Raw genomic sequence first — 22,666 nt, 5'->3', positions numbered from 1 at the left:
TCACCCTACTCTATCGGCAAAACCAGACATCCGCGACCGGGCTCTTATCGGACAAATGTTTTTCTCTGCAGGAGCTCACGAGCACCGCGAGGCAGCGATGGCGGCCTGCCTGATACGCCGCTATCGCGGCCTCGCGGTGCTCGTGCGCGTTCATCAAACACAAAATAACTATTTGAATTCACCTTCGTTTTTGTAGGAGTGAGCTTGCTCGCGATAGCGTTTGGTCAGGCGATAATTTCTCAACATCTCGACCGCCATCGCGAGCAAGCTCACTCCTACAGGATCCAGTGTTTGCCGCGAGACGGCGGGGTGTCACGCACACCGGGGCCACTCCTACAGATCAATATCAACTGGTTGCAGGTCGTGAGCTGATCGCGACAGCGCCAAATAATACCGGGCTCGTTCAGTCGGGCGATACCAATGATGGGCATTGAACCAGATGCTCCTTGAGAAACCCGATCAGCGCCTGCACCGGACGCGAGCCCTGACGGTGTTGCGGGTAGACCGCCGATAACGCCAGTGATGGCGTGCGGAACTCATTGAGAACACGGACCAGACGCCCGTCTTCCAAAGCCGCGCCGACAATGAATAGCGGCAAATAGGTGATCCCCAACCCGCCAATGGCAGCATCGCGCAACAGTTCGCCATTGTTGGCGCGCATCCGTCCGCACAGGCTGACCGCCAACGGCTTGCCATTTCGCTCGAAGCGCCACTGCACCTGACGACTGTGACCATAAGGCAAGCAATCATGATGCTTGAGCGCTTCCGGTTCGGCAGGTGCGCCGCGTCGCTCAAGGTATTCGGGACTGCAACAGAACACCCGCTCGATATTGGCAATGTGACGGGCGATCAGCGTCGAGTCTTCCAGCACCCCGATACGCAGCGCCAGGTCGTAACCTTCGCCCAGCAAGTCCACGGCGCGGTCACTCAGGTCCACTTCTACCGACACCTCGGGATAGCGCTGCAGGAAAACCGGCAACAAGGGCCCCAAATGCTCAATGGCAAACGACAACGGTGCAGTGATGCGAATGGTGCCCCGCGGCTGAGTGTTCTGCCCGGCTATGCTCTGTTCGGCCTGTTCGAGATCCGCTACCAGCCGCAACGCCGATTCGTAATAGGCCTGGCCCAGCGGTGTAACGTCCAGTCGACGGGTTGAACGGTTGAGCAGACGTACGCCGAGACGCTCTTCGAGTTGAATCAGACGGCGACTGATGAATTGCTTGGAAAGCCCCAACTGCTCGGCGGCAGCAGTGAAACTCCCGGATTCCATCACCTGGGTAAATATGCGCATATCTTCGAAAGGGTTCATTGTCGCTCACCGGTTGACAGTCCAACGCTTTCTACCAGCTTTATCGGCCCAATGCATGGGCTTAACCTGCGTTGACTGTATTCCCATTGCTGCAACGACCTCCTACAGGATCAGATCATGCCCGCATTCATTCAAAGCTACCCGCTGATCTGCAGCCTGTTGCTGGTTCTGCTGGATCTGACCAGCTGGAACCTGGTGCCGTACCCCTACCGATTGCAGAAAGTTGCGGTTCGGCTGGCTTTGTTTCTGGTTTACAGCGTGGTGATTATCAGCGCGGGCCTTAGCCCACTGGACAGTGCCCCTTGGGAAGAAGACAGCGCACGTCATCTGGCGGCCACCGCACTGGAAATCATCTGGTGGATTCTGGCGGCCAGAACCCTGACTGAAATCATCGGCACGTTATTGATGCGGCGCATCGGTCACAGCGGTCGCTTGTTGCAGGAAGTGATCGGCGCCGTGATCTTTCTGATCGCTATCGTGGCAGCCGCCGGTTATGTCATGCAGCTTCCCGTCAAAGGCTTGCTGGCGACGTCCGGGGCAATGGCCATCGTGGTCGGTCTGGCGTTGCAGAGCACGTTGGCCGACGTGTTCTCAGGGATCATCCTCAACACCACCAAGCCTTATCAGGTTGACGACTCGATCAGCATCGACGGGGTTGAAGGCAAGGTCGTCGACATCGACTGGCGCGCCACTCACTTGCTGACCGGCACGGGCAGCACGGCGGTCATCCCCAACTCGGTAGCGGCCAAGGCCAAAATCGTCAACCTCAGCCGGCCCAGAGACATGTTCGGCGTGTCGATCAACATCATGGTCTCACCGCACATCCGCCCGCGCCGCGTACTGGATGCACTGGACCGAGCCCTGCAAGGCAGCAGCGCCTTGCTGCCATTCCCCAAGGCCCGAGCGGTGGTCAAGGAAGCCAGCCCGACCACCATCGAATACACCGTCACTGGGTTTATCAGGGATCTGGACAAGAAAAGCGAAGTCCGCAACCTGCTGTTCGACCTCGCCTACCGTCACCTCGAAGCCGCGGGCATTGCGTGGCAGTCCGACGTTACGGCAGAACCGGTGTCCCGCGCCCGGACCTTGCTGGACGAAGTGAAGGTATTCCGCGCGCTGAACATCGAAGAGAAAAACCATCTGGCGCAGAGCATGTCAGCCAGGGAATACAGTGCAGGCCAAGTGATCATCGAAGCCAATGAAGTCACCGACAGCCTGCTGGTGATTGCAACCGGCGTGGTGTCGGCCGAAGTATCCGACGGCAAGGTCTTCATCGAAGCCGGGCGCATGGGGCCGAGCGAAGTAATGGGCGAACAGAGCATCCTCGACGACACACCGTCCGAAGCCCGTTTCACCGCCCTTACCTCGTGTGTGGTGTACAGCATCGACAAAAGCGTGGCCCGGGAAACCATGGAGCATGAAGGCCAGATCAAAAACGCCCTGACGAAACTCCAGGCCGTGCGCCAGCACAGCAGCCAGTCGTTGCTGACCGAGAAACCGGCAGCCATCAAGAAAGGCAGTTTTCTGGGGTGGTTGCAGAAGCGTTGATATATGACAACACTGTCAAGCAACGCACATTTACCGAAATGTAATCTTTGTGGGAGCAGAGCTTGCTCGCGATAAGGCTGGATGCGATTTGCTCTAGATCACGTTCAGCCTTATCGCGAGCAAGCTCTGCTCCCACGGGGTTGGAGGTGTCAGCCCCTGACAGCATCCTTCCAGACCTGCGCGCCATCAAAAAACGCATGGGCATTGCTGACCAGTGTCTCCAGGTGGTAACCGCCCTCCTGCACGATGACGCACGGCAGCCCCAGACTGCGAATCCGCTCGCCCAGTTTCGCGAATCCTTCCCGGGTGACCGCGACCTGGCTCTGCGGGTCATGCTCGTAGATATCGAAGCCCAAGGACAACACCAGCACCTGCGCGTCAAAAGATTTGACGGCATCCAGAGCCTGTTCAAGCTTGTCCATGAACACCGATTCAGGCGAACCGTGAGGCATCGGGAAGTTCACGTTGCAGCCAGCCCCGGCACCTTCACCCTGCTCATCTTCGAACCCGGCGACGCCCGGATAGAAATTCTCCGGATCGCCATGAATGGAGACGTACAGCACATCATCGCGATCATAAAAGATTTCCTGAATCCCCTGACCGTGGTGCATGTCGGTATCCAGCACTGCGACCCGCTCAAAGCCGTCGCGCAAAACCTGAGCAGCCACTGCTGCGCTGTTGACGTAGCAGAACCCGCCTGCGGCCTCTTTGCGAGCGTGATGTCCGGGCGGACGGCATAGCGCATATGCGGAAGGCTCGCCATCAAGCACAGCCTTGGCAGCCGCCACCGCGCTTTGAGCAGACCAGTACGCAGAGCGCCAGGTGTTCTCACCCACCGGGCAACTGCCATCGGCCAGATAGCGCGCGGCCTGGGCCAGAATCCCGCGCAAGGCATTGGGCTCACGGACGAAGATGTTCGACATCACTTCATCGCCCCAGTCTTCGGGCATCTTCTTCCACTCTGTATGCGCGCTTTTCAAGAACGTCAGATATGCATCGCTGTGGACTGCCAGCAAAGGATCGAGACCGAAATCAGCCGGTTGCTGAATATCGAACGCCAGGCCCTGAACCGCTTGCAGCAGATTCTGTGCCCGCTGCGGGACCTCCTGTGGCGTGCGCATCTGTCCACGGGAGTAATAGCTTTTGGGAAAGTGCAGAAGCTGTTCCGGATGAAAAAAACTGAGCATGGGTATTCCTCATTCAGTAGGTCGCGCCAATCAGGCTTCGCGAGCGGTTTCCAGTTCGAATGCCGTGGCATGTCGCTTGGCGAGTGCCAGCACGCAGATCAGTGAGGTGCCTGCGATCAGGCTGTAGAACAACGCCATCGGCCACCATTGGCCGGGGTAGGAATGCGCCAGCCAGGTGCCGATCAACGGCGTCAGACCACCTGCCAGCGCACCGCACACCTGATAGGCCAGGGAAATCGCCGTGTAGCGAACCCGGGTTTCAAACATGCCGCTGACGTAACCGGCGATCACCGCGTAGAACGACGCCATGCAGACCACCGCCAGGGCGATGCCGAGAATGATCAATGGCGCCTGACCGCTACTGACCAGGATGAACATCGGATAAGGCGAGGCCATAGCCAAAATCGTCACGCCACACAGGAAGCGCGTGGCGCCGACCTTCTCCGCCACCCATGCCGCAATCGGCTGGATGCAGAACTGAATGATCGCCACCACGAACAGACATTCCAGAATCAGCGACCTTGGCAAATTCAATTGCTGAGTGGTGTAAGCAATCATGAAGGTGTTGGTGAAATACACCCCCGCGATGCCCAGCGTGTTTGCGCCGATGCACAGCAGCAAGGGCCGCCATGAAGTCTTGAGCACCTCGAATACCGGGGCCTGTGCCTTGTGGCCAGACTTGGCGACATCCAGCCGTGCCTGCTCTTTGTCATTGAGGAATTCAGGTGACTCGTTGACGCCCAGACGAATCGCCAGACCGACCACCAGCAACGCGGCGCTGGCCAGAAACGGCAGACGCCAGCCCCAGCTCATCAGGTCTTCTTCGGGCAGACGGGTTACTGCGCTGAACGCCAGCAGCGAAAGAATCAACCCCGCCGGGCTGCCCAGCTGCGCAAATGAGGCGAAGAAATTACGTCGGCCTTTGGGCGCATGTTCACCCGCCATCAATACTGCACCGCCCCACTCGCCTCCGACGGCAATGCCCTGGACCACACGCAGGAGGATCAGCAACACCGGCGCCGCTGCGCCAATTTGCGCATAGGTCGGCAGCAAACCAATACAGACTGTGACCACGCCCATCATCACCAGGGTGATGACCAGCGATTTCTTGCGGCCGATACGGTCGCCGATGTGACCAAACACGATGCCGCCCAACGGTCGGGCAAAGAAGCCCACGGCAAAGGTGCCGAAGGCCGCCATGGTGCTGAACAATTTATCTTCGGAAGGGAAAAAGAGCTGACCGAATACCAGCGCAGCGGCGGTGGCATAGATATAAAAGTCGTACCACTCGATCATCGTACCGATGAACGCGGCGGCGGCAGCCCGGCGTGGCTGCGCAGAAGCAGTGGGCTTCATGAATCAACTCCATTGGTTAGTATTTTTGGCAGGAGAAAATGATCTTGCTGAGGCCGCTCTGTTGGCGACTATGGACGGATTTTTTGCTCGGCAGGCATAATCAGTCAAATTTCTATTTATTATTCGAACTATAAGCCGCAATTATAGTGAGGCCGCCGTGACCGACTCTTCCCGCGATATCTCTCCTTTGCTCAATGACCGTCTTGACTGGAATCTGCTGCGTACCTTCCGGGTCATTGGCCAGGAACTGAGCATCAGCCGGGCCGCAGCCAGAATGCACCTGACCCAACCCGCGGTCAGTCAGGCCCTCAAGCGTCTGGAAGAACAACTGGGTTGTCAGCTTATTGCCCGTCGCGGGCCACGGTTCGACCTGACCGAAGCCGGAGTGAAAATCTTCGCCCTGGCGGGTGAGATTTACGGCCAGGTCTCCCAAGTGAGCAACACCTTGCAGATGCCGGGGGATGAAGTGATCGGTAAGGTTCGCCTGCTGATGATCAGCCGGATCGTGTCGAGCAACTTTGATAATTTCCTGACGGAGTTCCATCGTCAGCATCCACGGGTTGACCTGGAAGTTGACGTGATGCGCAGCTCCGACATCGTCAGCGCTCTACTGGAGAAAACCGCCACCCTGGGCTTGAGCCTCAATCGCCGCCCACAACCTCGACTGGAACAACGCCTGTTTCAGCGCCAGCGTTATGTATTTTTCTGCGGCCGGAATCATCCGTTGTATGGTCGCACCGACCTCAGTCAGAGCGATCTGCAGTCAGAAAACTTTGTCAGTTTCACCAGTGACCAAATTGGCGGGATGCTTTCGCCATTGACCATCTTTCGTGATCAGCAAGGTTTTGGCGGAAGGATTGTGGCGTCATCTTCAAGCCTCGAAGAAATCAGGCGCCTGGTCATTGCGGGAATTGGTCTGGGATGCCTGCCCGAGCATGTCGTGGTTGACGACGTTGAACAGGGGTTACTGTGGCGGGTGCCGCCGTTGGAGGGCGTTGCGGACGTCGATATTCATTTGCTGTGGAACCGTGAACAGCGCATGAGCCGTGCTGAAACGGTGTTTATCGAAGGATTGGCAGCGCGGCTGGAAAATACATGAAGTTTTTATCTTCATGATTAACCCGCCGCGCTTTAATACAGAACTGAAACAGGTAATTCCCAATCAGTTTTTATTTCGGCAATCATTCAATGCTTGATACTTAACAGTCTTCAACGCACCGTTGGAATCTTCGTAGGTCATTAGCTGCGGGTTGACGCCGCACACTTTGGAAGCCGAAGACATACGCACAACTTTCTCAACGTCAAGTTTCATACCGTACTCATACTTCACGATGCCGGGAAGAGCCTGATTTTTATCGGCGGCATAATCCGCAACAAACGCCTGGTGCTCTTTGATAATCTTGCTGGCGACCGGTTCATGATCGCTGGAAGCAAAAGAAGTAACAGGAACAAGTACGGCCAGCGCAAGCATCAACGATTTAGCGATTTTCATTTTCTCTGTCTCCGTTTAGTGGGTGATTGAAAGATACCAGTCCATCGCTAACAACGAGGTGGCGCAAACATGACGATTTGGAAATCTGGAAAAAGTCTTGAGATCTTCCCCGTGCACTTAATAACAACATTGTCATTATTCACTCACCGTCCTGTTAGCTTGGCTATTTATACTCATCGCTAACACTGAGGAGCACGACGCAGCTTGCTTCAAGACTCCGCAGTCACTGCCCTTAAACAGAATGGTAACTACGATGACTACAATCAAAGCAATCGCCTTCACACTCGTCGCCCTCTCATCCACCGCGGCAATGGCCCACGATGGAAGTGAACGCGCCAGCCCGGCCGCTGAAAAAATCAAGGTCGCTCAGGAGCAGCGCTTCAACGATCAAATCAATGGCGAATCATCGCGTCTTGTGAATACCGAGAAAAAGACCTCGGTTAATGAACCTGAAAAAGGTTAAGGATTAACTTCGGTTCCACTCTATTCACCTTTAGCAGCTGACAAGCTCCTTTGGTCAAGGTGAATCTTTAGCGCCCTTCGGGGCGCTTTTTTTATTTCTGATAAACACATAACCGTGACTCCCTCTCTCAACACAACTAATACGGTAGTTGTAGGAGTGAGCTTGCTCGCGATAGCAATCTATCCGTAAAGAAAGTATCGCCAGAAGAAATGCATCGCGAGCAAGCTCACTCCTACAGGAACCGCGTGCTACACTTGACACATAAAAAAACCCGCAACAGTTACCTGTCGCGGGCTATTTATTTACAACAATGACGTTATGTCTGCTCTTCTTCCCGACGGTGCGCCCATTGATAGAGCGCAGGCAGAACCAACAAGGTCAGCGCGGTGGACGACAATATCCCGCCAATCACCACGGTGGCCAGCGGACGCTGAACTTCTGCCCCCGTACCGGTCGCCAGCGCCATCGGAATAAAGCCTAACGACGCGACCAACGCAGTCATCAACACCGGGCGCAAGCGGGTCAGCGCACCTTCGTTGATCGCATCGCCCAGCGAACGCCCTTCCTCGCGCAGGTTACGAATGAACGAGATCATCACCAGGCCGTTCAGCACCGCCACACCCGACAAGGCGATAAACCCTACCCCCGCCGAGATGGACAGCGGAATGTCCCTCAACCACAGCGCCATGACGCCGCCGGTCAAGGCAAAGGGAATACCAGTGAAAACCAGTAAGCCGTCCTTCAGGTTATTGAACATCATGAACAGCAGCGCCAGCACCATCAGCAGCGCCACTGGAACCACGATCTGCAGGCGCTTGGCAGCGGACTGCAACTGTTCAAACTGGCCGCCCCAATTGGTCCAGTATCCCGCCGGGATCTGCACGTCGCGTTCGATGGTTTCGCCCGCCTCTTGCACAAACGAGCCGAGGTCGCGACCGCGTACGTTAGCGCTGACGATGACCAGACGTTTGCCGTTTTCCCGGCTGATCTGGTTCGGCCCCAGTACTAGGTCCAGGCTCGCCACCTGGGACAGCGAAATGAAGCTGATCTGCTGATTGACGCTGCTCGCCGTCGCAGGCACGGGGATCAGCAGACTCGAGAGCCCGGCCACGTCTGTACGCAAGGTTTCCGACAGTCGCACTACCATGTCAAAGCGACGATCACCTTCATAGAGAGTACCCGCCTGTCGCCCGCCTACCGCGATGGCAATGGCGTCCTGAACATCGCCTACATTGAGGCCATAACGCGCGGCCTTGTCACGATCGATGTTGATGGTCAGCACGGGCAAGCCGGTGGTTTGTTCAACTTTGACCTCAGAAGATCCCGGCACCTTCTGCAAGGTCGCAGCGATTTTCGCGGCAGTCTGGTTCAGTACCGCCATGTCATCGCCGAAAACCTTCACCGCGACGTCGCTGCGCACACCTGAAACCAGCTCGTTGAAGCGCAGCTGGATCGGCTGTGACAGTTCATAGTTACTGCCCGGCACTGTCGCAGCGGCTTGCTGCAATTCGGCAATCAGCGTTTCGCGAGACTTGCCAGGATCTGGCCATTCACTTTGCGGCTTGAGCATGACGTAACTGTCAGAGATGTTCGGCGGCATCGGGTCCGCAGCGATCTCTGCCGTGCCTGTTCGGGCGAACACACGCTCCACTTCCGGCATTTTCTCGACGATGGCTTTTTCAAGACGCTGTTGCATGTCCACTGATTGAGTCAGGCTGGTGCCTGGAACCCGAAGTGCCTGCAACGCAAAGTCGCCCTCACTCAAGCTCGGGATGAACTCACTGCCCATGCGGCTGGCGGTGAACCCGGACAAGACAATCAGTACCACAGCGACGGAGAACGCTATCGACCGATGGCTCAATACCCACTTCAAAACAGGTGCGTAGCGCAGACGCGCGGTACGCATCACCACGCCCTCTTCTTCCTTGACCTTGCCGGTGACAAACATGGCAATGGCCGCCGGTACGAATGTCACCGACAGGATCATGGCGCCCAGCAGCGCGATCACTACGGTAAAGGCCATGGGGTGGAACATTTTACCCTCGACACCCGTCAGGGCGAAGATCGGCAGGTAAACGACCATGATGATCAACTGACCAAAAATCAGCGGTCGACGTGCTTCTTTGGCGGCTGCAAACACCTCATGAAAGCGCTCCGAACGGGTCAACATCCGTCCGTACTTCTGCTGTGCGTACGCCAGTCTGCGGATCGCGTTTTCGACAATTACGACTGCGCCGTCGACGATGATGCCGAAGTCCAGCGCGCCGAGACTCATCAGGTTGGCACTGACTTTGTTGGTGAACATACCGGTGAAGGTAAACAGCATGGCCAAGGGAATCACCATGGCGGTGATCAACGCGGCACGGATATTACCGAGGAACAAAAACAGAATCGCGATGACCAGAATGGCCCCTTCGATCAGGTTCTTCTTGACCGTGGCGATGGCTTTTTCAACCAGCGTCGTGCGGTCATAAACCGTGATCGCCTCAACACCTTCCGGCAATGAACGGTTGATATCAGCCAGCTTGGCGGCCACGGCCTGGGAAACCGTACGGCTGTTTTCACCGATCAGCATAAACACGGTACCGAGTACCACTTCCCGGCCATTTTCGGTGGCAGCACCGGAGCGTAACTCCTGACCGATACCCACATCGGCCACGCTGCTGACCCGGATCGGCGTTCCCTGGACGTTAGCGATGACGATGTTGGCAATGTCCTGCACCGTGCCTAACTGACCCGGTGCGCGAATCAATAACTGCTCGCCGCCGCGCTCAATGTAACCGGCACCAATGTTGGCGTTGTTGCGCTCAAGGGCGGCCACCAGGTCATTCAAGGTGAGTTTGTACGCGGCGAGTTTCTTCGGGTCGGGCGCGATCTGATACTGTTTGGCGAAACCACCAATGGTGTTGATTTCGGCCACGCCCGGCACGTTGCGCAGCTGCGGCTTGATGATCCAGTCCTGAATCACACGCAGATCGGTAGGGGTGTAAGGCGTGCCGTCTTCCTTCAGCGCGCCCTCCTTCGCCTCTACGGTCCAGAGGAAAATCTCGCCAAGCCCGGTAGAAATCGGCCCCATGACCGCATCGACACCTTCGGGCAACTGATCCTTGGCGATTTGCAGGCGCTCGCCGACCAATTGGCGGGCGAAGAACAGGTCAGTGCCATCTTCGAAAATCACCGTGACCTGTGAGAGGCCCGAGCGCGACAGAGAACGCGTCTGCTGCAGACCCGGCAGGCCTGCCATGCTCGTTTCAATCGAGAAGGTCACCCGCTGTTCTGTCTCCAGGGGCGAAAAACCGGGCGCCGAAGTATTGATCTGTACCTGCACATTAGTGATGTCAGGCACAGCATCAATGGGCAGTTTCTGGTAGCTGGCAATGCCGAGCCCTGCCATGAGCAACACGGCAAGCATCACGACGATGCGCTGCTCGATTGCGAATTGGATCAACCGTTCAAACATGACGTTGTACTCTTGCGAGGCAGATCAATGGGAGTGCTCAGCGGAGCCTTTACCCAGCTCGGACTTGAGAATGAAACTGCCAGCGGCGGCCACTTGAGTGCCCGCCGTCAGGCCTTGAACGATTTCCACATAACCGCCGTCGCGTCTGCCGACTTTCACCGGACGCACTTCAAAGCCGTCGGCGTTGCGCACGAACACCGACGTCTGGTCTTCAACGGACTGAATGGCAGACTCAGGCAGGCTGACCGCCGCATTGGCTTTGTCTGCTGTCACATCAACCGAGACAAACAGCCCCGGTCGCCACGCGCCCTCGGGGTTGGCCAGCACCACGCGCACCGCCGCCGCGCGGGTTTGCTCGCCCAGCAGATTGCCTACGTAGCTGATGCGGCCTTCAACCTGAGCATTGAGATCGGGCGCACTGACCGTGACTGCCCTGCCTACCACGACTTTGTTCAAATCCTTGGGCGCAACGCCAAAGGTCGCCCAGACCCGCGACAAATCGGAGAGTGTGAAAGCTGAAGTGGTGTCGTTAACCACCTCGCCTATGGCCAGGTGCTTTTCGACGACTACCGAATCAAAGGGAGCGATCAGTTCGTATCGATTGCCTGCGGAGGATTTCAGACTGGCGCCGATAGCACTCAGCTTCTGCCGACCGTTGGCGTAGCTGATGTCTGCTTCCTGATACGCCTGACGCGCCAACAGATAATCCTGCTCGGCGGAAATCTTGTCTTCCCAAAGCTTTTTCTCGCGCTGCATGGTCAACCGTGCGAGTTCAAGGCGGCGCTGCGCTGCGTTAAGTTCGCTGCGCTGATCGGAGATTTGCTGACTGGCGATCACGGCCAGGACCTGGCCTTTTTTCACCGACTGGCCGAGGTCAACCTTGACCTCCTCAACGATCCCGCCGACCCTGGGCACGACGTGGGTGGTGCGGTCTTCGTCAAAGCGAATTTCGCCGGGGAATGTCACAGAAGTACTCATCGACCGAGGTGCCGCGACGGTCAGCTCTATGCCCGCAGACTTGATCTGTTCGGCATTGAGTTCGAGCTTGCCTTCTTCCGCGTGCGAGTCGCCAGATTCTTCATGGCCGCCGCCAGACGCTTCGGCACCGTGACCTTTTTCGCCATGCTCTTCATCACCATGGCTTTCCTCACCGTGCGCTTCGTCAGCGTGGCCTTTCTCATCGACCTTGCCGTCGCTGTGGCTGTCATTTTCGGCGTGCCCCTTCTCGTCCGCATGCCCTTCTTCTTCCGTGTGTTCGTGCTTCGCGTCCTTGGCCGCTTCCGCTGCAACAGGAAGCCCCTGATTACCCAGCGTCAAGCTGCCAAGCCCAATGATTGCAACCACCGCCAGAGCAATGGTCATACTTCGTTTGTTATCCATGGATGCTCCCGGCGATCACGTACGGATGTACACAGCGATGCGCCCGATAAGTGCGAAAAATGAGGGGTTAAGGATTGGCAGTGAATGGGCTGATGTCGCCGTAGATACGCTCGACCGTCACTCTGGCGTCCGTAGCGATGGCCAGCGATTCGAGGTATTGGCTGCGGGCAGCAATCAGGGTGCGCTGTGCGTCGAGAACTTCGAGAAAGCCGAACTTGCCCATCTCGAAACCACGGGTCGCCGCATCCACCGCGCTTTTCGCCGAGGGCAAAATCACCTGATTGAAGGACTCGACTTCTCTGCTCGCCGTCGACCATTGATCGAGTGCGGCCTGGGTCTGCGTACGTAACCGAAGCTCTACGGCGTTGCGTAAATCACGGGCCTGATCTGCCCGACGCGACGCAGCCAAGACGTTGCCTTGATTGCGATTGAACAGAGGAAGCGGTGCCGATAAGCCGATGACATTCACCCGCTCACGGTCTTCGCGACTGTACTGGCTGCCAATGCTGACAGTGAGGTCGGGGATGCGCTGCGCCCGCTCCGAGCCTAGCGCCGCATCACGCTGCTCGATCTGGGCATGGGCCAGGCGCAGCTCGGCAGCTTGATTGATTGCCGTGAGCATCCTCGCCTCCGACGGGGATTTGCCCGGCGACAGGTCGGCGTACTCCAGGCGATCAAACGAAGAAGCCGACGAGCCGGTGGTGCGCGCCAGATCACGATAGCTATTGGTTTTCAGGGTTTCGGCGCGGCGCACCAGCAGGTCGGTTTCAGCCAGTTGTACCTGCGCACGGGTCACCTCGACGGGAGAAGACTTGCCCGCACGTACCCGCCCGTCGGCCACTTCCAGGCCGCGCTGGGCAAGGGCATGGGATTGTCGCGCCAGTTCCAGACCGGTTTGCGCACGCATTGCGGTAAAGAAGGCCTGCACGACTTCGGCACGTAACTCGTTGCCCCGTCGTTCCAGTTCGATCTGCGCGGCATCCTGAGACCGGCTGGCTGCTTCAACGCGGGCACCGCGCTTGCCGCCCAGTTCCAGTGCCTGGCTGAGCATGACCGTGGTGGTGCTGGTATTGCGCCGAGTGTCTTCCACCTCCCAGGACAACTCCGGGTTAGGCATCAGACCGGCCTGCTGCCTGTCGCCCTCGGCGATGCCAATTTCCCATCGTGCGGCGGCGAGGTCCGGGTTTTCCGCAAATGCGGCCTCGATTGCCAGGGGCAGACTCAGACTTTGAGCAGTCGCAATACCGGGCGCGGCAAATGACAGCAACAAGGCGTAAAGCAAACCGGTTTTTACGGTGGGCTTCACGTCGGTTAACAAGGAAAAAACTCTGTGCCTCAGCGGGTTTGCACTGCTCCCGTCGCGCCTTTGCATATGACTGACCACCCCATCAAATAACCAGAACAGACTCCGGCTGCGTTCAGCGGAGTTGGATGCGGGGGACTTTATGCAAAGGGAGTTAGCAGAAGGATTGCTGAAAAATTACAATCCTGTCATTTAAGAAAAGTTGCAGTCGCACTGCTATTACACTGCGCGACGCCATCAAGTTAATTGAGATCGCAGACATAAATAGCAATAACTTAAAACTTGCTTTTTAAAACACTGGAAAATTTAAAACCTTGAAGCTGCCCTCCCTTGAGGACAGGTAAAAAATCCTGAGACTCAGCCACCTGCGGGGTTGACCCTGAAGTGGCTACAGACTCCAGAATCGCCGCGAATCCATTGATCGTGGAACTCTGCCGGTTACCTTGGCAGAGGCGGGACGCGCAACTTTAAAGCCGCCAATAAAATAACAGCGACACTTACCTACCCTATTAATACAGGACACTGATATGCGAATCCTTGTTGTAGAGGACGAGCCGAAAACTGCCGAGTACATGCATCAGGGTTTAACCGAGAGTGGCTACGTTGTGGACCTGGCCGTCACGGGGCTTGATGGGCTTTATCTGGCTCAACATCAAACTTACGATCTGGTGATCCTGGATGTGAATCTGCCCGAGATGGATGGTTGGGAGGTATTGACCCGGTTGAGGAAAAACAGCAACACCCGGGTCATGATGGTCACTGCCCGTGGTCGCCTTGAAGAGAAGGTCCGGGGCCTGGAAATGGGCGCAGACGATTATCTGGTCAAGCCGTTCGAGTTTCCGGAGTTGCTGGCAAGAGTTCGCACGCTGATGCGTCGCAGTGAACAGGCCGGTTTGCCCGAGGTGCTGCGGGTCGGCGACCTTGAACTGGACCAGGGACGACACCGAGCCTTTCGCGGCACCCAGCGCATCGACCTGACGACCAAGGAATTCGCCCTGCTCCACCTGTTGATGCGTCACAGCGGTGAAGTCATGTCTCGCACGCAGATCATCTCGCTGGTGTGGGACATGAACTTTGACTGCGACACCAACGTTGTCGAAGTGTCGATCCGCCGTCTGCGGGCAAAAATCGATGAGCCTTTCGAACAGAAACTGATCCACACCCTGCGCGGCGTCGGCTACGTTCTGGAAATACGTGAATGAAACCCACGCGCCTTTCAACCCGGCTGGGCCTTGCCGTTACCGCAATGAGTGCCGTGCTGGTACTGGTAATGGCAGCGTTCGCCTACGCGTCCATTTCACATCAGCTGGATTTCCGGGCGAGAAACGGCTTGCAGGAAAAACTGGAGCAAATCGAACACAGCCTGTCAGAGGGCTTCAGCTCGGTAGCTGACGTGGTGCTGGCGCCTCACCACTTGCGAGACCAGATTGTCGGGCACGATGACTTGACCCTGACCATCCTCGATTCGAGCGTCCCGAGAAAACGCTTGCTGAGTCTGGGTCAGGACGAACAGATGGTGCCTCCAATACCTCTGGCCGGGGACAGTCGGGACCATTTCCAGCGGGTGGAATCCTCGGCCGGTCACGAGATATTGATTGCCAGCAAACAGGTGCGTCTCAAAGGTGGCCAGAAGGTGCTGGTGCTGCTCGCTCTCGACAGAGAGAGCGATGCCCTGTTACTCGGCGCCTATGTGAAATCCACGCTCATTGCCTTGCCGCTTATCCTGCTGCTGGTTGGCGGTTGCGCGTGGTGGATCGTGCATCGCGGGTTAAGACCTCTGCGCGCATTTCGCAAAGTCGCGCACAAGGTATCGGCCCGGGATTTGTCCCATCGGATGCAGGCGGCCGGACTCCCTGACGAACTCCGTGACCTGGCCCACGCGGTCAACGTGATGCTCAACCGACTGGCCGAGGATATTCAGCAACTGGCGCAATTTTCGGATGACCTGGCCCATGAGCTGCGCTCGCCCATGAACAACCTCATGGGCAAGGCGCAAGTCACCTTGTCCAGAGAGCGGCCACCCGAGGAATACAAACAGGCACTTGAGTCGTGCACCGAGGAGCTTGAACGCCTGTCATTAATGGTCTCCCAGATGCTCTTCCTGGCCAGCGTGACCCAGCCTTCGGCGCTATTGACGTTCACCGCTGTGGATCTTGAAGTAGAAGCCAACAAGGTCGCCGAGCTTTTTGATCAGTCAGCGGAAGAAAAAAACATGACGCTTGTGGTTCAGGGCAGTGCCAAGACCTTGGGAGAACGACTGATGATCCAGCGAGCGATCTCCAATCTGCTCTCCAACGCCATCCGGCACGGCAATCCCGGTAGCACAGTGACCATCACCCTCGACAGCCACGCCAACGAAGTGTCTCTGGCCGTCAGCAATCAGGGTGAAGGCATCGAGGCCGAGCACCTGCCGCGCCTGTTTGACCGTTTTTACCGGGTCCATGCCAGCCGCTCACGACAACAGGGCGGCACCGGTCTGGGGCTGGCGATTGTCCGCTCCATCATGACTGTTCATCAAGGGCGCGTGACGGTGGAGAGTGAGCTGGAACGGGTCACGACGTTCAGACTGGGTTTTCCGCGAGCGAAGTAACTGATTAACCGAACTGAGCCCAGCCTGCTAACGCAGGCCGAAGCCCATTTGCTGTAACGCCCTGACCAACTCTTCACGCCCATGCAGGCTGGAAATACTGCGCAAGCGATTAACAACTTGCTCAGACCAGCCCGCAGCCTCCATCCCCTCCTGCTGATAAAAAGCACCGAGGCGCTGATCATATTGCTCTACCGAGGACTGTTCAGACTCCGCGCTGTAGCGCTCGTGGTGCAAGACCGCCGCCTGGGGCAAGCGCGGTTTTACCTGTGCCGGACGTTGCGCATCCGGGTAACCCACACACATGCCAAACACCGGGTATACCCGAGGTGGCAGCTCTAACTCTTTCGCGACACTTTTGATGTCATTGCGTATAGCGCCGATGTAGACACCACCCAGCCCCATCGACTCCAGCGCCACCACCGCGTTCTGGGCGGCCAGCGACGCGTCGATAGTACCCAGTAACAGACTTTCGATATAGGGTAACGCCTCAAGTTCGACACCGGCGCGCTCTGCCACTCGGGACACTCTGGAGAGATCAGCGAGCCAGACCAGAAACAGCGGGGCTTGGCGGATGTAGGCCTGATTACCGGCAAGCTCCGCGAGGCGCGCTTTGCGAGATGGGTCCTGAACGGCGATCACGCTCCATACCTGTAGATTTGATGAAGTCGCGGCTGACTGTGCTGCTGCGATCAACGCTTCAAGCGTTCCTTCTGGCAGCGGCTTGTCGTTGAACGCGCGGACGCTGCGATGGTTTACCAGTTGATCGAGAATCGGGTTCCAGTTTTCGGGGATTTTTGTGTTTGTATCTGCTTCGCCGTAGCGCAGGGCCAGGCCGTGTTGGGTTGCTTGTGTCATGAAAATATCCAATAGGCCTTAAACGGGCAGAGCCTTTGATGAGCGGGGGTTTTTAATCTGGAGGTAAATTAGCACGCAGCGGAAAGCGCGGTTAGACGATGTCAGGGGGTGGCGATGGCGAGTGATTGCTACAGCGTCAGACTGGTTGGGGGATTGCAGTCCACTTGATCATCCATTTGCATTCGACCTTGGCAAGCGTTTGCATTGGACTCGAGCAGCAGACTGCGTCTCACTGACCGGGAGCAGTCGGCCAAAGCTGCCATATACGATCGGCAGCTTTCGGCCAAAAGCAGCCATGCTCGGCAGGGGCGCTTCATCTGCTTGCCATTGCCTCTCCTGTTAGCCGGCAGAGAGGCGCCGGGAAACGCGAGATAGCTACTAGGTAGGCAAACATGGACGAACAGATGGCCACATGCTAGCTTTGTTAATTTTTACCACTATTAAAAGTTTCATGAAGATTCAAAGGGACGTTATGGACAAGTTATGCGGGGTAGAATTATCAGGCTCTGAAGCAGTAATTGTGCTGCTTGAAAAAGTTAATGAGGGCTATGTATTTCTTAGTAATGAGTCACAGAAGGTTAAGCTTGGTGATGACGAATCTAGTGACGACATAAAGTCATTCTTTGAGACATTTCAGAATTTTGCAAGGCAACACGACGTTGAGCTGGTAGTTATAAAAAAGCGTCCTCAAAAAGGAAAGATGGCTGCTGGTGCGGTATCCTTCAAAATGGAATCACTTATCCAGCTTAATGGAGTTGCGGAGGTCACATTTGTAACCGGTCAAGGGATGGCTGCATCTGAAAAAAAGGTTTCTTTTAACCTGCCTGCCGGTCTTAGAAAATATCAGGAAGACGCCTTCAAAGCGGCTGCTTTTTACATTCGGAAGCAGGGGCTATGACCGGGATACTAATTGACACCGTCGGTGCCCCTCGGCAAATAAAGGACCAGCTCAGAATTTTGAGTAAAGATATAATATTTACAAGGGAGGGGAATAAAGGGGCGAATGGTTATTTGTTTTTTGGCCAGAATCGAATTCTGAATAACGAAGTAGCTGTAAAGTTTTACTACTGGGGAGGAAACGTCAAGTATCATGCTGAACCCAGTACTTTGGCGTTGATTGAAGCCCCAAATATTTTGCCAGTAAAGAGTGCAGGCCTTCTTGACGGGGAATGGGCATATTTTGTAACACCTCGCTTGGATGGCGATCTTGACGATGTGTTAGAAAAGACTGAGCACAGTAATCTGCGAGCTGTTGAGCGTATCACGCAAGTTTTGTGTGGTGTTGTTCACTTACACCAGCGTCGCTACCTACACAGAGATTTGAAACCATCTAACATTTACGTGGGTGATGATGGTAGGTCGATCATCGGTGACTTTGGATCAATTAAATACATCCCTGAAGATCTGGATTCAATACCTGCTTCAAGCCATGCTGTTCTATACAGACCACCGGAATCTCTTGAGGCAGGATCTTACGGGTTCGCTGGTGATCTGTATCAGTGCGGAGTGATGCTCTATCAACTTTTGGGCGGCTATCTGCCTTATGAAGAAATGGCTTGGTTAAGTCAAAGGCAAAGGCGTGAGCATGATTTACTTTCGTCGAGAGCTGATCAAGCGCTGTTTGTTGATAGGTGCATAAAAGAGCGGATTCAGCGTGGAAAGATTCTTGATCTCTCAACGCTTCCCCCTTGGGTTCCAGATATCCTTAAGAGAACAATAAGAAAAGCGACCCATATAAACTCAAAGAAACGGTTTGCGTCTGCTTCTGCTTTTCATACTCACCTTAACAATATTAAGAACAGCATTCCAGATTGGTCAGTAATCGAAGGACGCCCTGTGTTGGTCTCTCCTACCATTTCTTATAGAATTCTCGAAAAAGATAATATTCTTTATGTGCAAAAATCAAAAAATGGCGGTGATTGGAGGCGGGACAATTCGATTGTTGGCACTAGCCTTACTGACATTGTTTGTGAAATTGAGGCGAAAATCTAGCGATACGCTAGACCCATTGGTCTTCCCCTTTGGGTCAATTCCAACGAGCAGACGATGCGAGTAGGCCTTTATTTCCTACAGCAAAAAGAAGGCTGATTTATTTATGGAAAATAAATCATTTCCCTTTTTTGTTCAAAGTAGAAAATCCGAATAAAAGATTCAAGAGGGAATTATGGATTATACTAGAATGTATGATGAGGTTTTTAACGGTATTACGCTTGACGAAATACGTAGACGTATTGCAGTGTTTCAAGCATCTTCTGGATCTTGGGGAGAACGTGAGACTCATGCATGGATACTGGATCTAGCGATAGGGCAGGCGGAAAATGCAAGAACGCCGCGAATTCCTATATCACGAAGGAGCTACCCAAAAGATACAAACTTCATCAGGGCTCGAAACTTAAAGGACGAGCCTACAGAAAAGGCATTCTTTATCTCTGATATGTGGGAAGCACCTCCAAAAGCTATAAAGGCTGGGCGATTCAATGCTTCGGGCGAGCAGTTTTTGTATGTCACTGAGGGGCAGACCGACGCGCCAAAGCTTGAAGTTGACGTAAAAGACGGTGATCCCTATCTTCTAATATTCTATAAGTCTACCGATGATGTGGAGCTAGTGGAAATCGGCTGGCCGAGCGAGAGCATTCCCGATTATTTTGGCACGCACGCCGATAAAGCAAAAGAAATTCTTGATTTTATAAATAATAGTTTTTGCGAAGATGAAATTTATACAATTAGCAATATAATTGCAAAAGAAGTTCACTTGGGGGGATTTGATGGATGGTGCTATCCCTCCGTTAAGTTGGATGGGGCTATTAACGTTTGCTTCAATCTTTCCGCTAAAAGCAAGCTGGATTTCTCTGGCGCGTTCGCTGCACGAGATTATGGAGATCAGTGTCGAGCACTTGCTGTATTTGTTGATGGCTATGCTGGTTTAGCTACATTTAGTGACTGGAGTGAAGTCAATTCACTAGCGCAGAAATATTATTACGATATTTGGTCTGATTACGGGCGGACTGGTAAACTATCTGATCTTAAGGATAGCAATAAATCAACAGACACAGAAATCATATATATCCTAAAACCAGACTTGTGACATCGATTCTGGGCAATTGTAAATTCAATGCGGCGCTTCGGCGACAGTCTGCTGAATCGCCCCATATTTATCAACTCGCGAAAACGTCCACTTCTGGCCGATTTCTGCCGCTAAAGGACACATAGCGTGCTGGTCAGAACCAATGCAAACGACTGGTCAAGTGCATACAATTACGCACCGGCCCCAGAACGAGCAAATGCTCAAGCCCCCCAAACATGCGTCGTTGCTGGATTCAGCCTCGTTTCGTTCACGGCCCACATCTGGGGATACCGACTTTCAGCGCGGGCAGTACCTTGCCTCGTTCGCTGAGATATTTGCGGTAAAACATCACCGACGCAGGGACCGCAGGCTGCGAAAGCAACTTCTCTGACGCCGTGCGATTTAGATCCCGCTGAAGTCGCGATGGAAAACGCCTCAATTGGCTGCGTCTCAATGTACTGAAGCAGCCACGGGCGCATCCAGTTGCATCACGTCGCCGCACGCCTCCACTCCGCCGAATATCTGATACGGTGATTTGCGAAGTTTTGTCAGCTTGTTTACCGGAGCGCCCATGGCGATTGTCTTTCCCACTGCACACATTGATGCGAAGGAGCGTTTCGATTATTGGCAAGATGTCGTCTGCTCGACTTATACGCCCACAAAAAACCGCCAGTTAACGAATGAGCTGTTCGATGGCTCACTGGATGTCACGACCAAAGGCAGCGTGTTGTTCAGCCGGATCAGATCCTTGCCGGTGGAGTACCAACGCCCTCGGGACGATCAGGGAAACGGTACATTCTTCCTGACCCTCACCTTGTGCCCTGAGGCTTACATCAGCCAGTCAGGCAGAACTTCGCATCAACGTCCCGGGGACATCGTTTTATACGACAGCGCTCAACCCTTCACCTGCACCCTTCCCGCTGGCGACGATCAGATAGTGCTCGCCGTGCCTCGCTCGCTGCTGCTGGCTCATATTCCTCATTACGAAGGTTTTTTAAGCCGAACACTGGAGAGCCAGTCGCCGCTGGGCGGGCTCGCAAAATCAATGCTGATTGAGATGTGGAAGGCCGAGACGCCTGATGCTGCTATCGGCGACCGACTCAATGGTGCGCTGCTGGATGTGTTGTCCAGCGCGTTCGAAACAGCTTATAGCTCCCTGACGCCTAAACAGGCATCACACCGGCACAAGCAGCTTGCCGGAGTAAAACAGCACATTCAGGCAAATCTTGGCCAGACCGGGATGAGCGTGGTAAGCATCTGCGCCGCCGTGCACATGTCGCCCAGAACATTGAACAGACTCTTTGCCACGGAAGGAACCACAGTGATTCGCTGGCTTTGGCAGCAGCGGCTATCGGCCTGCCATGACGCCCTGCTGAAAAAGTCGTTCAATCACGTCAGCGACGCAGCATTGAGCTTTGGTTTCAGCAACCTCTCGCACTTCAGCCGGGCTTTCAAAAAAGCCTATGGCATCTCGCCTCAGCAACTGCTGCATCGGGCCTGATTACACCTGGCATTCTGAGCACAGCATCTGGCACTTCCGGCAAAGCGGCTTATTGCTTTACGGCGCAGTATCAAAAGTGCGCGGCTTAGACTCGCGCCAACGGTGACTAATCAATGATTTAACCTAGCCAACCCGATGGTGAACAGATGGCTAACGCCTCAGATAAAACCCTGCGCCTGTTATTCCCGCAATGGCAAGGTGGCAACAACGGCCCTTACTTTTTCGGCGCCCAACTGCTCTCATGGCTCGCTCCCGAGACGAATGGCCCCGTGGAGGAAGTACATGTCGCGAAGCCCGACGGCAAACCGCTGCAAAACGAAAACGGCATCGTCGCTCGTCAGAGCTTGCTTGAGCAATTGAGCCACGCGCGGCAATTGATTGAGAAACATCAACCTGATCGTATGGTTGTCCTAGGCGGTGATTGCCTGGTCGACCTTGCACCATTTGCTTATCTCAATGAACGCTACGACGGCGAACTGGCAGTGCTTTGGGTCGACGCCCATCCTGACGTTTTGACCCCTAAGGAATTCGAGCACGCACACGCCATGGTGCTGGGCAACCTGCTGGGCGAGGGAGATCCGGACTTTGCCCGGGCAGTAAAGCGCCCGCTGAAACCGGCGAATGTCATGTATGCCGGTCTGCAGGAAACCATGGACGTCGAAACCGCGACCATCAAGCGCCTCGGCCTTCGCAGCGCGAGTCCCACTGACCTGGCGAACACCAGCGAACCAGTGCTGACATGGCTCAAGGAGACAGGGGTCAGACATCTGGCCATTCACCTCGACCTTGATGTGCTGGACCCGAGCATCTTCCGCTCGCTGCTATTCGCCCAACCCAACGTCCCGGATGACACCTTTGAAGGGATAGCCCAAGGCAAGATGACCATGGATCAAGTCGTACGCCTGCTACGCGATGTGGCAAACGTCGTGGATGTGGTCGGGATTGGTGTCGCAGAGCATCTGCCCTGGGACGCGCTGGCGCTTAAAAACATGTTGGCTAGCCTGCCATTGCTAGGCAACGTTTGCCCGCGAGCTGATACCTGACTTTCATGTGGGAGATGCCCCGGTGTCCCTGACACCACGCTGTCGCGCAGCAAACACGGACCCTGTAGGAGTGACCGGGGTGGCGATCCACATTGCTCGCGATTCGGCCTGTCAG

The 22,666-nt window shown here is 55.3% G+C and carries 18 protein-coding genes; 10 read left to right on the top strand and 8 right to left on the bottom strand.

Annotated features, from left to right (window positions below; all coding sequences use genetic code 11):
• Positions 1–403: 403 nt before the first annotated feature.
• On the bottom strand, positions 404–1,309 hold the full coding sequence (locus KDX30_RS20860) for a LysR family transcriptional regulator (RefSeq protein WP_231677398.1): 906 nt from the start codon (positions 1,307–1,309) through the stop codon (positions 404–406).
• Positions 1,310–1,426: 117 nt separating this feature from the next.
• Between KDX30_RS20860 and KDX30_RS20855 the strand changes: the two genes are divergently transcribed.
• Positions 1,427–2,857, top strand: coding sequence for a mechanosensitive ion channel family protein (locus tag KDX30_RS20855; RefSeq protein ID WP_231677397.1), 1,431 nt, complete (start codon positions 1,427–1,429; stop codon positions 2,855–2,857).
• 149 nt (positions 2,858–3,006) lie between these two features.
• Here KDX30_RS20855 and KDX30_RS20850 read toward each other — a convergent pair whose 3' ends face one another.
• Complete coding sequence (locus tag KDX30_RS20850; protein ID WP_231677396.1) at positions 3,007–4,044, bottom strand: histone deacetylase family protein; 1,038 nt, start codon at positions 4,042–4,044, stop codon at positions 3,007–3,009.
• 30 nt (positions 4,045–4,074) lie between these two features.
• Positions 4,075–5,400 carry an MFS transporter gene (locus KDX30_RS20845; protein WP_231677395.1) on the bottom strand — a complete coding sequence of 442 codons (1,326 nt, stop codon included), beginning with the start codon at positions 5,398–5,400 and terminating at the stop codon, positions 4,075–4,077.
• A 157-nt stretch (positions 5,401–5,557) separates the two neighbouring features.
• Between KDX30_RS20845 and KDX30_RS20840 the strand changes: the two genes are divergently transcribed.
• Positions 5,558–6,499: a LysR family transcriptional regulator gene (locus tag KDX30_RS20840; protein ID WP_099268264.1), complete on the top strand. Its 942-nt coding sequence runs from the start codon at positions 5,558–5,560 to the stop codon at positions 6,497–6,499.
• Positions 6,500–6,562: 63 nt separating this feature from the next.
• On the opposite strand, the gene KDX30_RS20835 is transcribed toward KDX30_RS20840, so the two are convergent.
• A complete protein-coding gene (locus KDX30_RS20835) occupies positions 6,563–6,892 on the bottom strand; it encodes a DUF2790 domain-containing protein (protein WP_099268263.1) in 330 nt (109 codons plus the stop codon).
• A 253-nt stretch (positions 6,893–7,145) separates the two neighbouring features.
• Here KDX30_RS20835 and KDX30_RS20830 point away from each other — a divergent pair, with 253 nt between their 5' ends.
• Positions 7,146–7,355 (top strand): hypothetical protein, encoded by a 210-nt coding sequence (locus tag KDX30_RS20830; RefSeq protein WP_027902780.1) that lies wholly within the window; start codon positions 7,146–7,148, stop codon positions 7,353–7,355.
• A 316-nt stretch (positions 7,356–7,671) separates the two neighbouring features.
• Here KDX30_RS20830 and KDX30_RS20825 read toward each other — a convergent pair whose 3' ends face one another.
• From KDX30_RS20825 to KDX30_RS20815, 3 genes are all read right to left on the bottom strand, one after another.
• Positions 7,672–10,815 carry a CusA/CzcA family heavy metal efflux RND transporter gene (locus KDX30_RS20825; protein WP_231677394.1) on the bottom strand — a complete coding sequence of 1,048 codons (3,144 nt, stop codon included), beginning with the start codon at positions 10,813–10,815 and terminating at the stop codon, positions 7,672–7,674.
• Positions 10,816–10,839: 24 nt separating this feature from the next.
• Positions 10,840–12,195, bottom strand: coding sequence for an efflux RND transporter periplasmic adaptor subunit (locus KDX30_RS20820; RefSeq protein WP_231677393.1), 1,356 nt, complete (start codon positions 12,193–12,195; stop codon positions 10,840–10,842).
• Positions 12,196–12,262: 67 nt separating this feature from the next.
• Entirely contained in the window at positions 12,263–13,567 is a 1,305-nt protein-coding gene (locus tag KDX30_RS20815) for a TolC family protein (protein ID WP_406643960.1), read from the bottom strand.
• Between the two features lie 458 nt (positions 13,568–14,025).
• Here KDX30_RS20815 and KDX30_RS20810 point away from each other — a divergent pair, with 458 nt between their 5' ends.
• Together KDX30_RS20810 and KDX30_RS20805 are read left to right on the top strand one after the other, a co-directional pair.
• Positions 14,026–14,700: a heavy metal response regulator transcription factor gene (locus KDX30_RS20810; protein WP_122706379.1), complete on the top strand. Its 675-nt coding sequence runs from the start codon at positions 14,026–14,028 to the stop codon at positions 14,698–14,700.
• Positions 14,697–16,088 (top strand): heavy metal sensor histidine kinase, encoded by a 1,392-nt coding sequence (locus tag KDX30_RS20805; protein ID WP_231677392.1) that lies wholly within the window; start codon positions 14,697–14,699, stop codon positions 16,086–16,088. The genes KDX30_RS20810 and KDX30_RS20805 overlap by 4 nt, the downstream gene beginning before the upstream one ends.
• 27 nt (positions 16,089–16,115) lie before the next feature.
• Here KDX30_RS20805 and nfsA read toward each other — a convergent pair whose 3' ends face one another.
• On the bottom strand, positions 16,116–16,943 hold the full coding sequence (gene nfsA / locus KDX30_RS20800) for an oxygen-insensitive NADPH nitroreductase (protein WP_231677391.1): 828 nt from the start codon (positions 16,941–16,943) through the stop codon (positions 16,116–16,118).
• Positions 16,944–17,355: 412 nt separating this feature from the next.
• Here nfsA and KDX30_RS20795 point away from each other — a divergent pair, with 412 nt between their 5' ends.
• From KDX30_RS20795 to KDX30_RS20775, 5 genes are all read left to right on the top strand, one after another.
• Positions 17,356–17,841 (top strand): DUF3010 family protein, encoded by a 486-nt coding sequence (locus tag KDX30_RS20795; RefSeq protein WP_231677390.1) that lies wholly within the window; start codon positions 17,356–17,358, stop codon positions 17,839–17,841.
• A complete protein-coding gene (locus KDX30_RS20790; protein ID WP_231677389.1) occupies positions 17,838–18,935 on the top strand; it encodes a serine/threonine protein kinase in 1,098 nt (365 codons plus the stop codon). Before KDX30_RS20795 ends, KDX30_RS20790 begins: the two co-directional genes overlap by 4 nt.
• Before the next feature lie 172 nt (positions 18,936–19,107).
• Entirely contained in the window at positions 19,108–20,028 is a 921-nt protein-coding gene (locus tag KDX30_RS20785; protein ID WP_231677388.1) for a hypothetical protein, read from the top strand.
• A gap of 550 nt (positions 20,029–20,578) precedes the next feature.
• Positions 20,579–21,508 (top strand): helix-turn-helix domain-containing protein, encoded by a 930-nt coding sequence (locus KDX30_RS20780; RefSeq protein ID WP_231677387.1) that lies wholly within the window; start codon positions 20,579–20,581, stop codon positions 21,506–21,508.
• Between the two features lie 146 nt (positions 21,509–21,654).
• On the top strand, positions 21,655–22,551 hold the full coding sequence (locus KDX30_RS20775; RefSeq protein ID WP_231677386.1) for an arginase family protein: 897 nt from the start codon (positions 21,655–21,657) through the stop codon (positions 22,549–22,551).
• Positions 22,552–22,666: the final 115 nt, after the last annotated feature.

Source organism: Pseudomonas quasicaspiana (genome assembly GCF_021147825.1).
GTDB lineage: Bacteria > Pseudomonadota > Gammaproteobacteria > Pseudomonadales > Pseudomonadaceae > Aquipseudomonas > Aquipseudomonas quasicaspiana.
Note: the sequence above shows the minus strand (reverse complement) of the source record. Positions and strands in the feature narration are given on the sequence as shown.